The 11610-nt window shown below is 70.8% G+C and carries 10 protein-coding genes; 5 read left to right on the top strand and 5 right to left on the bottom strand.

Going from position 1 to position 11610, the window contains the following annotated elements; all coding sequences use genetic code 11:
- Positions 1–2: 2 nt before the first annotated feature.
- The 5 genes from OJ997_RS18855 to OJ997_RS18835 are packed head-to-tail and all read right to left on the bottom strand — an operon-like array spanning position 3 to position 5047.
- On the bottom strand, positions 3–713 hold the full coding sequence (locus OJ997_RS18855; protein WP_270026746.1) for a transaldolase: 711 nt from the start codon (positions 711–713) through the stop codon (positions 3–5).
- 41 nt (positions 714–754) lie between these two features.
- A complete protein-coding gene (locus OJ997_RS18850; protein WP_270026745.1) occupies positions 755–2953 on the bottom strand; it encodes a hypothetical protein in 2199 nt (732 codons plus the stop codon).
- Positions 2954–2976: 23 nt separating this feature from the next.
- Positions 2977–3555 carry a D-glycero-alpha-D-manno-heptose-1,7-bisphosphate 7-phosphatase gene (locus OJ997_RS18845; protein WP_270026744.1) on the bottom strand — a complete coding sequence of 193 codons (579 nt, stop codon included), beginning with the start codon at positions 3553–3555 and terminating at the stop codon, positions 2977–2979.
- A complete protein-coding gene (locus OJ997_RS18840) occupies positions 3552–4160 on the bottom strand; it encodes an SIS domain-containing protein (protein WP_270026743.1) in 609 nt (202 codons plus the stop codon). Before OJ997_RS18840 ends, OJ997_RS18845 begins: the two co-directional genes overlap by 4 nt.
- An 11-nt stretch (positions 4161–4171) precedes the next feature.
- Positions 4172–5047 carry a class I SAM-dependent methyltransferase gene (locus OJ997_RS18835; RefSeq protein ID WP_270026742.1) on the bottom strand — a complete coding sequence of 292 codons (876 nt, stop codon included), beginning with the start codon at positions 5045–5047 and terminating at the stop codon, positions 4172–4174.
- A 47-nt stretch (positions 5048–5094) separates the two neighbouring features.
- On the opposite strand from OJ997_RS18835, the gene OJ997_RS18830 reads away from it, so the two are divergent.
- The 5 genes from OJ997_RS18830 to OJ997_RS18810 are packed head-to-tail and all read left to right on the top strand — an operon-like array spanning position 5095 to position 11452.
- Positions 5095–7386 (top strand): hypothetical protein, encoded by a 2292-nt coding sequence (locus OJ997_RS18830; protein ID WP_270026741.1) that lies wholly within the window; start codon positions 5095–5097, stop codon positions 7384–7386.
- A 33-nt stretch (positions 7387–7419) separates the two neighbouring features.
- Positions 7420–8352 (top strand): class I SAM-dependent methyltransferase, encoded by a 933-nt coding sequence (locus OJ997_RS18825; RefSeq protein ID WP_270026740.1) that lies wholly within the window; start codon positions 7420–7422, stop codon positions 8350–8352.
- A 28-nt stretch (positions 8353–8380) separates the two neighbouring features.
- The gene (locus OJ997_RS18820) at positions 8381–9625 is read left to right on the top strand and encodes an ABC transporter ATP-binding protein (protein ID WP_270026809.1); all 1245 of its coding nucleotides are present in this window, start codon (positions 8381–8383) and stop codon (positions 9623–9625) included.
- Positions 9622–10455, top strand: a complete 834-nt coding sequence (locus tag OJ997_RS18815; protein ID WP_270026739.1) for an ABC transporter permease — start codon at positions 9622–9624, stop codon at positions 10453–10455. The genes OJ997_RS18820 and OJ997_RS18815 overlap by 4 nt, the downstream gene beginning before the upstream one ends.
- Positions 10456–10480: 25 nt before the next feature.
- On the top strand, positions 10481–11452 hold the full coding sequence (locus tag OJ997_RS18810; RefSeq protein WP_270026738.1) for a class I SAM-dependent methyltransferase: 972 nt from the start codon (positions 10481–10483) through the stop codon (positions 11450–11452).
- The last annotated feature ends 158 nt before the right edge of the window (positions 11453–11610 follow it).

Here is an 11610-nt window from a genome sequence, read left to right as displayed (position 1 = left end):
CCTCAGAGGGTGAATCCCGCGGCGATCGCGTCGCGGCGGAACATCTGGACGGTTTCCAACGAGAACTGCTCGAGGTTCTTGCCCAGCGAGTCCAGCTTCTTCAGGAGGTCGTGCGTCATCGTGATGATGTGGCAGCCGACCTGATCGGCCTGCACGACGTTCAGGACCTCGCGCGGGCTGGCCCAGATGAGCTCCGAGCGTGGCGCGTCGGCCATGATCTCCACCGAACGGGCCATGATCGGCAGCGGGTCCACGCCCGCGTCGGCGATCCGGCCGGCGAACACCGAGATGTAGCTCGGCGCGCCCTGCGCGACCGCCGCGGTGATGAGCTCCACCTGCGCGGTCGTGAACAGCGCGGTCACGTTGACCTGCACGCCGTCCTCGGACAGCTCGCGCACCAGCGGCGCGAGCGACTCACCGCTCGTCGTCGTCACCGGGATCTTGACGTAGACGTTCTTCCCCCAGCCGGCGATCTTGCGCGCCTGGCGGCGGATCTCGGCTTCGTCGTCGGCGAACACCTCGAACGAGATGGGGTGCGTGGTGATCCGCTCGAGAAGACGCTCGGCGAAGTCGGCGTACTCGGTCAGGCCCGCTTTCCACATCAGCGTGGGGTTCGTCGTGAACCCGCTGATCTTGGGGTCGGCGGCCAGCCGCAGGATGCCGTCGAGATCAGCGCCGTCGGCGAAGATCCGGGTTGAGATCCGGTCGAACACCGATGACAGGCTAGCGGAGGGTCAGGACACCCCGACCTGGGTCAATCATCCTGCACGGTCACCTGGACGGTCGCCACGGGACCGAACGTCCCCGACCCTTCGCCCGCCATCTCGAGCTGCAGCTCGTAGCGTCCGGGCCGCGGTGCGGGGATGCTGACGGCGGTGTGCGCGACCCCGCCGGGCGGGAGCACGCGGGTCCGCGCCGGGATCACCGAGACCTCGGTGATGGGACCGACGGTGCGCCCCACCGGCCGGCCGCCGGACAGCCGCTTGAAACGGGCCTCGAGGTTGACCGCGCCGGGTGATTCGCCCGAGGGCAGCCACGCGCTGGTCCCCGTGTTGGTGATCGCGACGCCGAAGAGGACCGGCACGCCCTTGCTCGCCGCCGTCAGCGTGGTCGCGTTGGGGGCGAGCGTCGCGTCGAGTCCTTCGCCGGTCACGCTCGTCGGGCCCGTCCACCGCCGCTCGAGCTCGTAGCGGTCGTTGACGGGCGTCAGGAAGCTGCCGGACACCAGCGCGCTGCGCGGCACCAGCGTCCACGGCTGCGTCGGCTCGTTCACGCCGAAGTAGGACACGCTCTGCATCGTCACCGCGTGATCGCGCAGGAAGTAGATCGCCCACATCGTCTCCCACCACGGGACGATGTCGACGTTGATCCCGCCGGCCTGCTCGACGACCGGGTTCACCTCCAGGTTGGAGACGTTGCGATCCACGTAGATGAACGTCAGCTCACCCGGCGCCGCCGACTGGAACGGCGCGAGCGGCCGTGTGCGCACCATGCCGCCGTAAGCGAGCAGGACGAGCGCGAGCCCGGCGAGCGCGCCGCACGAGCCCGCCACGACCCACCGGGCGGGGCGCGAGCGCCACAGGCTCGCGATCCCCATGCACAGCACCATGAACACGAGCGCGGCGTAGAGCGGTTGGAAGTACGTGATCCACTTCCACTGCCGGTAGCTTGCGCCCTCGATCAGATACAGCACGAGGTAGCTGAGCAGGATCAGCGCGACCATCACGCCCGCGAACAGCGCCACGCGCCCGTGGGTGCGCCGGAGCGCGAACAGGGCGGCGAGCACGGCGCCGAGCAGCACCACCGAGAGCACGATGTCGAGCGTGCCCGAGGGCGCGAACTTCCCGTCCATCGCGCCCGCGATCTCGAACGGGGTGAACCCCGGGAGCGCGAACCCGGCCTGCACCGAGCTGAGCATGCGCCCGCGGTCGACCCCCAGCTTGACCATCTCGGGCACGATGAGGGCGCCGAGCAGCAGGCCGGCGGTGAGCACGCCGGCGACCTTGGGCACGGCGGTCCGGAACGCGCGCCCGCTCGCCGCGACCCCGGCCAACCCGACGAAGGCCAGCGTCGGCGGGAGCATGTGGAAGTAGTGGGAGAGGAAGACGACCACGACGACCGCCACGGCCCCGCTCAGCCGCGCGCCGGCCCGCCAGCTCACCACGTCGCGCGCGCGCAGCGCGGCGACGCACAGGATCGGGATCAGGGCCGCGGCCATCACCTGACCGAGGAAGTAGTGCCCGACGACGTACAGCCCCAGGAAGCTGACGCTCGCGGCCACGGACGCGAACCCGGCCTGCAGCGGCGCCTTCGGGAACAGCTCGTTGAGCAGCCGGGCGAGCGTCGTCGCCGACAGCAGCAGGAAGATGAGGATGACCGGCAGCGCGAGCTTCCACACGCCCACGCCGGTCACCGCCGACGAGGCGCCCAGCAGGACGGTCGAGCCGAACGCGTCCCACTTGGACCGGTCGCCGATGCCACCGATCTGCCCGCCGTCGTCGAAGCCGCGCTCGGCGAGGTGCTGGCCGACGATCGAGTACGAGGCGACGTCGAGGTTGCCGAGGGACGCCGGCGTGTGCGTCCCGAGGTTGAACACCTGCCAGTACATCGCGACGAACGCGATCAGGGTGCCCGCGATCGCGATCAGCACCGTGGTGTCCTGGAACCGCGGCCGCGGCACGCCGCGTCGCAGGAGCGCGAAGCCGCTGCCGAGCGCGCCCAGCACCAGCAGCACGATCATCGGCCCGCGCAGCCCGTCGTGGCCCGTGACGATCCAGTACCAGCCGACGATCTGGACGACGGCGAGCCCGACGACGACGCTCGGCACGGGGGAGCGCCCTTCAGGACCATCGAGGAGCAAGGCGCGGATCGGGAATCCGATGACCGCGAGCCCGCCACTCAGGACCGCCGTGGCAATGAGGAGGTCCACGAGAATGGTGAGGCCTTCAGGCATGCGGCGACGAGGGTAGCGGCGGTTCAGGCGGCCGCGACGATGGCGGCGGCGGCCTCCGCGAGGTCCGCGGCGCGCACGTCCGGGGCCACGAGATCCGAACGTCGGTGCGCGGACCCGGGGTGCTCCACGAGGGCGGTGCGCACGCCCGCGCGCTCGCCGGCGCCGACGTCGGAGTCCGAGTCGCCGACGATCCAGCTCGCCGCGAGGTCGAGGTCCAGCTCGCGCGCGGCCTGCAGGAGCATCCCGGCCGCGGGTTTGCGGCAGTCGCACGGCCCGCTCAGCTCCGGGACCGTGCCGGCCGGGTGATGCAGGCACGTGTACCAGCCGTCCAGCTCGACGGCGGCGTCTGCGAGCACCTCGCGCACGCGCGAGTTGACGGCCATCAGCGCGGCCACGGTCGCCGTGCCCTTGGCCGCGGCGGGCTGGTTGGTCACCACCACGAGCGCGAACCCCGCCGCGCGGAGCGCCCGCGCGCCCTCGACCGCGCCGGTCGAGAGGTGCACGTCCTCGGGGTGATACGGCGACTCCGGAGGCCCGTCACCGTCGGGCACCGGGTCGTTCAACACGCCGTCGCGATCCAGGAAGATCGCCGCGCGGCTCACCGCGTCGCGGCCTCCACGCTCTCCCACTTGCCGGCCGCGGCGGCCAGGTCGGGGTGCGTGATGACCCCGTGCCAGACGAGCGCCTGCAGCGACTCGACGAGCGGCGTCTTGAGCGCGGGCGGCGCGTCGACGACGATCACCACGTCGCCGAGCTGGGCCGTCGTGCCCGTGGCGCTGCCGACGACGCCGCAGATCAGCGCGCCGACCTCCTTGGCGTGCTCGACCGCGCGCACCAGGTTCATCGACACGTTGTGCTCGCGGGAGCCGCCGCCGACGGAGAAGACGAGGATCGCGTCACGTTCCGACAGGCGCGAGGTCTTCAGGTACTCGATGTAGCTGGTGTCCCAGCCCTCGTCGTTCGTGCGCGCGGTCAGCTCGGACACGTTGTCCGACGGCGCGTAGCTCTCGAGCGCGCACAGCTTGCGGAAGTCGTTGACCGCGTGCGAGGCGTGCCCGGCGCCGCCGCCGACGCCGAGGATGAACAGGCGTCCGCCACCGTCGCGCACGGCGGCGAGCCGCTGCGCCATCGCGTCCACGCGGTCGCGGGGCACCGAACGCGAGAGCTCCGCGGCGGCCTCGAAGTAGGTGTCGGCGAAGTCGGACATGGGCGACGACCCTAGCGAGGCGCCCAGCCGACCGGGTGCGCGGACGTGTGGATCCGACGGTCGAGTGCGCGGGCCAGAACGGGCCACGGAAGTGCCCGGTCCAGCGGCGAGACGGTGCGGCGCTTGAGGTTCTTGAGCGCCTTGAAGCGGATGATGTCCGTCCAGCCCGGCCCGAAGCCCGGGCGCTCGGGACGCAGGCCGGCGCGCTCCATCGCCGTCACCAGCGTTCGGGGCTCGAAGAACGACACGTGGATCTCGGGGATCACGTAGTTCCACTCGTTGAGCTTCTCGCGGTGCGGCTCGGCGTTGCCCGTGGTCAGGAACAGCAGCCCACCCGGCCGCAGCAGCGCGGCCATCCGGCGCAGCTCCTCGACCGGGTCGAGCACGTGCTCGAGGACCTCGATCGCGGTCACCACGTCGTACCGGCCGGCGTGCTCGTCGAGCTCGTCGACGATCGGCACCTCGCGCTCGCGCAGGCGCGGCACGCTCCAGCCCTGCTCGAAGCCGACCGCGTCGACACCGCGACCGCGCAGGTAGGTGACGAGCCCGCCCGTGCCGCACCCGTAGTCGAGCCAGCGCGTCGCGGCGCCGACCGGCGTCAGCGCGTGCACCCGCGCGGCGATCCCGCGCCACTCGTAGCGACGGATCGTGCGGTCCACGTGCTCCATCTCGAAGACGTAGTCGACGAGCGGATCGGCCCCCTCGCCCGCGTAGTACGCGTCGGAGTAGATCTCGCCGTAGTCCGTCCACGGATCGGCGATGAACCCGTAGCCGCAGGTGCCGCAGCGGCGGACGTGGAACGTCCGCCCACGCAGGCGCCCGGTCACCACCCCAACGGGTTCGGTGGCCGAGCCGCACACCTTGCAGGTCTCGTCGATCGCGTTCACCGGCCCGACGGTAGCGGGCCAGGCCCCGGACTATCCTGCTGCGCTCGATGAGCGCCTTCGCCATGATCGTCGCGCTCGCCTGCATGCTCGGCGGCAGCTGGTTGGTCGGACGGGCGGCGCTCGTGCTGGCCGACGCCCGCGCGCTCGGCGGCCTCGAGCTCGCGTTCGGGCTCAGCCTGCTGCTGCTCGTCGCGGTGCTGGGCGTGCGCCTCCCCGGCCACGGGACGAGCGCCGCGGTGGTGCTCGTGACGACCGTGCTCGTAGCTGCCTGGATCGCCCGCCGCGACCTCGTGATGCCGGATCGCGCGGTGCTGGTCGCGATGGGCCTCGTCGCGGTCGCCGGCGTGCTGCCGTTCCTCGCCGAAGGCCGGTTCGGCATCCTCGGCGTCGGCAAGCTCGACGACGTCGGCTCGCACTGGGCGCTGGCGGACTCGCTCCGGCTGAACATCGCCCTGCCGCTGACCGGGGCGCTGAACAGCTATCCGATCGCGCCGCACGCCCTCGCCGCCGGCCTGGTGAGCCTGCTCGGAAGCGACGACCCGGCCGTGTTCACCGCGCTGATGCTCGTCACCGTGATCGCGATGGGCGCCGTCGCCGCGACGGCGATCACGGACGGACCGGCGTGGATGCGCGGCCTGTGCGCCGCCGCGGCCGCCTTCGGCTTCCTGCCCGCGGCGTACTTCGGCCAGTTCGCGTTCAAGGACTTGATCGCCGCGCTGTTCACGTTCGCGTTCGCCGTCGCGCTGGAGCGCGTCGCGGCCGATCGCGACTGGCGCCGGGGGACGGTGGCGCTGCTGGCGCTGCTCGCCGCCGGGGCCTTCGGCACGCTCGGCGCGCCCGGGCCGGCCTGGCTCGTGGGCACGCTCGGCGTGTGGCTGGTGGCCACGGCGGTCGCCACCCGGTGGCGGCCGAACGGCGCCGACGTCAAGCGCGTCGTCGTCCTCGGCGCGACCGCCGTCGGCGTGCTGATCGCGCTGAGCCTGCCGCAGATCGACCGGCTCGTCACCTTCAACGCGGCCGAGAACGCGGCCGGCGGCGGCGACCAGAAGGCGTTCCTCGGCAACCTCTGGGGCTACCTACCGCTGCGCCAGGTGCTCGGGGTCTGGCCGTCGGGCGACTTCCGCCTCGAACCGTCGAACATGGCGCTCGTGAACGGTCTCGCCATCGTGTTCACGATCGGGATCGTCGCGGCGCTCGTCAGCGACGCGCGCAAGCGCCGCTTCGCGCTCGGCTCGGCGTTCATCGCAGCGCTCGTTATCTACCTCGCCACCCGTCAGATCCAGGGCCCGTACGTGACGGCGAAGGCGATGGTCATCCTCGCCCCGCTCGCCGTCTGCGTGCTGTTGCGCGGGCTGCTGTCGGTCCGCGTCCCAACCCTGCGGATCGCGGCGTACGGGGCCGGGGCCGTGGCCGCGGCGCTGATGCTGTGGAGCTCGAGCCTCGCCCTGCGCAGCTCGAACGTCGGCTCGCTGTCCCCCGCGCTCGACCTGCGGACGTTCTCGCCCGCGATCGAGGACCGCGAGGTGCTTTTCATCGGCTACGACAACTTCGTCGCCTGGGAGCTGATCGACGCGCGTGTCGCGATGGTCGCGCAGTACTCGATCAACCCCGCGTTCCCGATCGAGTTCCGCAAGCGGATCGGCAGCGGCGTGCCCGTGGACCCGGACGCGGTGACACCCGCGACGTACGCCAAGGCCGAGCTGGCGATCACGTCGAGCACGGGCTACATCAGCCGCCTGCCGGGCGACTGGACGCCGATTCAGCGATCGTCCTTCTACACGCTGTGGAAGCGCAACGGACCCGTGCCGGACAAGCAGCTGATCGAGGCGGAAGGGCTCCCAGGCTCGAAGCTGCAGTGCCGCCGTGGCGTGCCGTCGATCGGCGCCGACGCGCAGGCGCTCGTGCGACGGGAGCCGATCGGCTCGCCCGGCCCGCAGTGGCGCTACCTCGACGGCACGGCGCCCGTGACGAACCCGAACAGCACGTTCGCGGAGGTCCCGCCGGGCGCGACCGTCCGTCAGCGGCTCACGCTGGCGCCCGGCGAATGGGACCTCTCGCTCCAGTACTCCGGTAGCCGCAACATCCAAGTCGACGCGGAAGGGTTCTCGCGCACGCTGCCGTCGAACCTGGAGACCTACGGCGCGCTGTGGCCCGTCGGCAGGGTCCGCGCCACCGGTGAACCGACCGACGTGTACGTGACCGTCGCCGACAAGACGCCGATCGGCCGCCAGGGCGGCGCCGCTCTCGGCACGATCGTCGCCACGCGCGACGACGCGGACCGGACGCTGCCCGCCGAGGAGGCGTGCGGCATGTACCTCGACGGCTACATCACCCCCTGACGTTCATCGGCGCCGCCTAACATGCGTGCGCCGATGCCCATCCCCTTGCAGGAGCTTGCCGGCCGCGTTCCCCAGCGCTGGCGTCGCCGGGTCCCCATGGGTCTGCGCAACCGGCTCGTCGACCGCTTCGGCCATCCGCCCAAGCCGTTCGACCCGCTCGCATTCCCGACGCGCGTGAACCTCGGCTCCGGCTGGGACAACCGCCCCGGCTACCTGAACGTGGATCTGCACGACTTCCACAGCCCGGATCTCGTCGGCGACGTCCGCGCGCTCACGGCCCTACCGAGCGGGCGCTACGAGGAGGTCATCGCGCAGGACATCCTCGAACACCTGGAGCGCGACGACGTGCCCGTGGCGCTGAAGGAGTGGCGCCGGCTCCTGGCCCCGGGCGGGCGGCTGTGGCTGCGCGTCCCGGACCTGGAGGCGCTGCTGCGCTGGCTGCAGCAGGACGACACCGCCGAGCGCCACCGCGAGATCATGCACTTCCTGTTCGGCACGCAGGCCTACAACGGTGACTACCACCACGCCGGGTTCACGGGCCTGCTGCTCAGCGACGAGCTGCACCGTGCCGGGTTCGAGCGGGTCGAGCTCGAGATCCGCGACGATTGGCTGTGGGAGGGCGAGGGGTTCGCCCGCACCGACGGCGCGGGGCCGCCCGTGGCCGCGGTCTGGAACACCGGCTTCTACCGCCGCGAGCACGGCGCGGACGGCTCGAGCTGGCGCTGGGCGGCCGGCGAGGCGGAGCTGCTGCTGTACGCCGACGCGGCCACCCCGTACACGCTGGAGCTCACGCTCGAGACGGGTTCGGTGCAGGTCACCGGCGTCGGGATCGACCGCGCGCTGAGCCCCGGCGCGCACGCGCTGGACCTCGAGCTGGCGACCGGCGCGAACCGCCTGCGGTTCGTCGCCACCGAGCTCCAGGACCTGCCTGAGGACGCGCGCGAGCTCGGGTTCCGGCTCGGATGACGTTGCTAGCGTTGGCCGCTTGCCGACCGTGATCGACGCCATGCCCGGAAAGGACTCGGCGGCCGCGTCGACGGGCCACCCGGCGGTGGTCATCGACTCGGTCTCCAAGACGTTCCGGCTCCCGCACCAGCGCTACTCCACGCTCAAGGAGCGCGCGCTGCACCCGTTCCGCTCGCGCGTGTTCGACGAGCTCAAGGCCGTGCAGGACATCTCGGTGCAGATCGCCCCGGGTGAGTTCTTCGGCATCGTCGGCCGCAACGGCTCGGGCAAGAGCACGCTGCTCAAGTGCCTCGCCGGGATCTACCGCGTCGACACGGGCTCGATCACGATCGACGGGCGGCTGTCGCCGTTCATCGAGCTGGGCGTCGGGTTCAACATGGACCTGACGGCGCGCGAGAACGTGATCATCAACGCGACGATGCTCGGGCTCACGCCCAAGCAGGCGCGTGAGCGGTTCGACGACATCATCGCCTTCGCCGGGCTCGAGGAGTTCATCGACCTCAAGCTCAAGAACTACTCGTCGGGCATGGCCGTCCGGCTCGCGTTCTCGATCGGGATCGAGGTCGACGCCGACGTGCTGCTCGTCGACGAGGTGCTCGCGGTCGGCGACGCCGCCTTCCAGCACAAGTGCTATCAGCAGTTCGAGCGCCTCAAGAGCGAGGGCAAGACGATCATCTTCGTCACCCACGACATGTCGGCCGTGGAGCGCTTCTGCGACCGCGCGATGCTCGTCGAGAAGGGCAAGATGGTCACGCTGGGCGCACCTCGCGAGGTCGCGCGCGCCTACAACCAGCTCAACTTCGCCGGGGTCGTGCACGAGGCCGTCGAGGAGCGCCGCCACGGCGACCGCAAGTCCGCCGAGATCACGCGGACGTGGTTCGAGAACGAGTCCTGGCAGCATGTGAGCACGCTCTCGCAGGGCGAGTTCTGCTTCGGGCTTTTCGAAGTCAAGTTCCTCGAGGACATGCAGGACCCGATCGTCGGATGGGCGCTGCACACGCAGTCCGGGCAGACCGTGATGGCCGCCTCCTCGCAGTTCGAACGCGGGGAGACCGGCGCCTTTAAGGCGGGCGAGACCGTCGTGGTCAAGATCGGGTTCTCGTTCCGCTTCTCGGCCGGCCAGTACTCGCTCAGCCCGGTGGTCGCGCGGGCCGGCAACGCGGCCGACATCGTGGACGAGCGCGAGCACGCGGCGACGCTGCTCGTGTTCGCGACGCGCAGCACGGGCGGGCTCGTCGATCTCGATCAGGTCCTGGAGATCAAGCGCGCATGAGTGCCATCACGGTTCGCAACGCGAGCGGCAACGAGCGCAGCGCCACGATCCGCCGCACGTGGACCCTCGCCTGGGTGCTCGCGGTCACCGAGTGGAAGCTGCGGTTCTACGGCTCCTTCCTCGGCTACCTGTGGTCGCTCGCGCGCCCGTTCGCCCTCTTCGGCGTGATCTACCTCGTGTTCAGCGAGTTCGCCAAGCTCGGCGACGACGTGCCGCACTACGCGGTCTACATCCTCTTCGCGATCGTGCTCTTCACGTTCTTCGGCGAGATCGCGGGCGGCTCGGTGCAGTCGCTCGTCGCCCGCGAGAGCCTGTTGCGAAAAGTACGCTTCCCACGGCTCGTCATCCCGTTGTCGATCGTGCTCGGCGCGCTGTTCAACGTCGGCATGACGCTCGTGGCCGTGCTGATCTTCGCGCTGCTCAACGGCGTCTATCCGATGTGGACGTGGATCGAGCTGCCGTTCCTGGTCGGCGCGCTGCTGATCTTCGCCGCCGGGCTCGGGATGCTGCTCGGCTCGCTGTTCGTCCGCTTCCGCGACATCGCGCCGATCTGGGACGTCGTCCAGCAGGCGCTCTTCTACGGCTCGCCGATCCTGTACGTCGCCACGATGGTGCCGGAGGAGTACCGCGACGTGTACCTGATCAACCCGATCGCGGCCGTGCTGACGCAGATGCGGCACGCGATGGTGGATCACAACGCGCCGTCGATCTTCGACGCCGTGGGCGAGCCGTGGCACCTGCTGATCACCGCCGTGATCGTGTTCGGATCGTTCGCGCTGGGCCTCTGGGTCTTCCAGCGCGAGGCGCCGAACATCGCCGAGAACCTTTAGATCCGTTCTGCTTCACTGCTGCGGCATGCAGCTGCGGAAGCGCCAGAAAAGCGCACCTTCACCGGCCGCCGATCCCGTTCAGGCGCTGAATCAGACGTGGTCCAAGTACGCCCGTGAATGGGCCGATCGACCGGATCTCAACCTCGGCACGAAGGTGCTCGGCGAGGAGTGGGGTGGGCCCGAGTTCGCGGAGCGGATCATCACCGAGGTCGCGGCCCCGTTCCTCGGCGACGTCGACGTGCTCGAGCTCGGCTGCGGCGGCGGCAAGTTCAGCGCCCATCTGCGCGAGCGCACCCGTCACCTGACGTGCGCGGACATCTCGTCCGACATGCTCGCCCGCACGAAGGCGCACGTCGGTGAAGGTCCCGACGTCAGCTACCTGCAGCTCAACGGCCGCGACTTCGAGGGCGTGGCCGACACCAGCATCGACTTCATCTACAGCTACGACGTGCTGCTGCACCTGCAGCCGCAGAACGTCTTCAGCTACCTGCTCAGCGCGCGCCGGATCCTGCGTCCGGGCGGCGTGATCCTGATCCACGCGATCAACCTCGACTCGCCCGGCGGCTCGTACCACTTCGAGGTCCAGTACGTGCAGGACACGTGGAGCCGGCCGTTCGACGACCCGCACCGCCTCGGGCACATCTACTACATGAGCGAGGACCAGCTGGGCGCGCTCGCGCAGCTCGGCCGCTACTCGATGCATCGCGTCGTCAGCGACTGGCCGGCCGTGGGCGACCCGATGTGGCCCGTGACGAGCGGGCGCGACATCTTCGGCTTCCTACGCCGCGAGCCGGCGCTCCACGAGGTCGAGGGCGTGCGCGTCGTCAAGACGCCCGACGAGCGCCTGTTCGCGCTCGTGGACGGCAAGCGGCGTGCGTTCACGATGCGGGAGATCTTCGACCAGGCCGGCTTCACGGACGCCGACCTGGAGCCGATCGACGCCGCCGAGCTCGAGGCGATCCCGGAGGATCAGCCCGTCTCGCGCTGGGAGCTCTAACTGGAGGTTCTCGTCCATCCGGCGCCGGCGGACGACACCGTCGCGCACCTGCGCGCGCTCGGCCTCGCGGCGCGCGCCGTGGACGATCTGCGCGCGGCGGCCGGCGACGTGCTCGTCGTGCGCGCCGGCGCGCGACTCGGGCCGGGCTTCGCGGAGCG

Origin of the sequence: Solirubrobacter phytolaccae (assembly GCF_027587195.1) — a bacterium.
In the GTDB taxonomy this organism is placed as follows: domain Bacteria; phylum Actinomycetota; class Thermoleophilia; order Solirubrobacterales; family Solirubrobacteraceae; genus Solirubrobacter; species Solirubrobacter phytolaccae.
The sequence above is the reverse complement of the archived record's forward strand: the minus strand, read 5'-3'. Positions and strand labels throughout refer to the sequence as shown.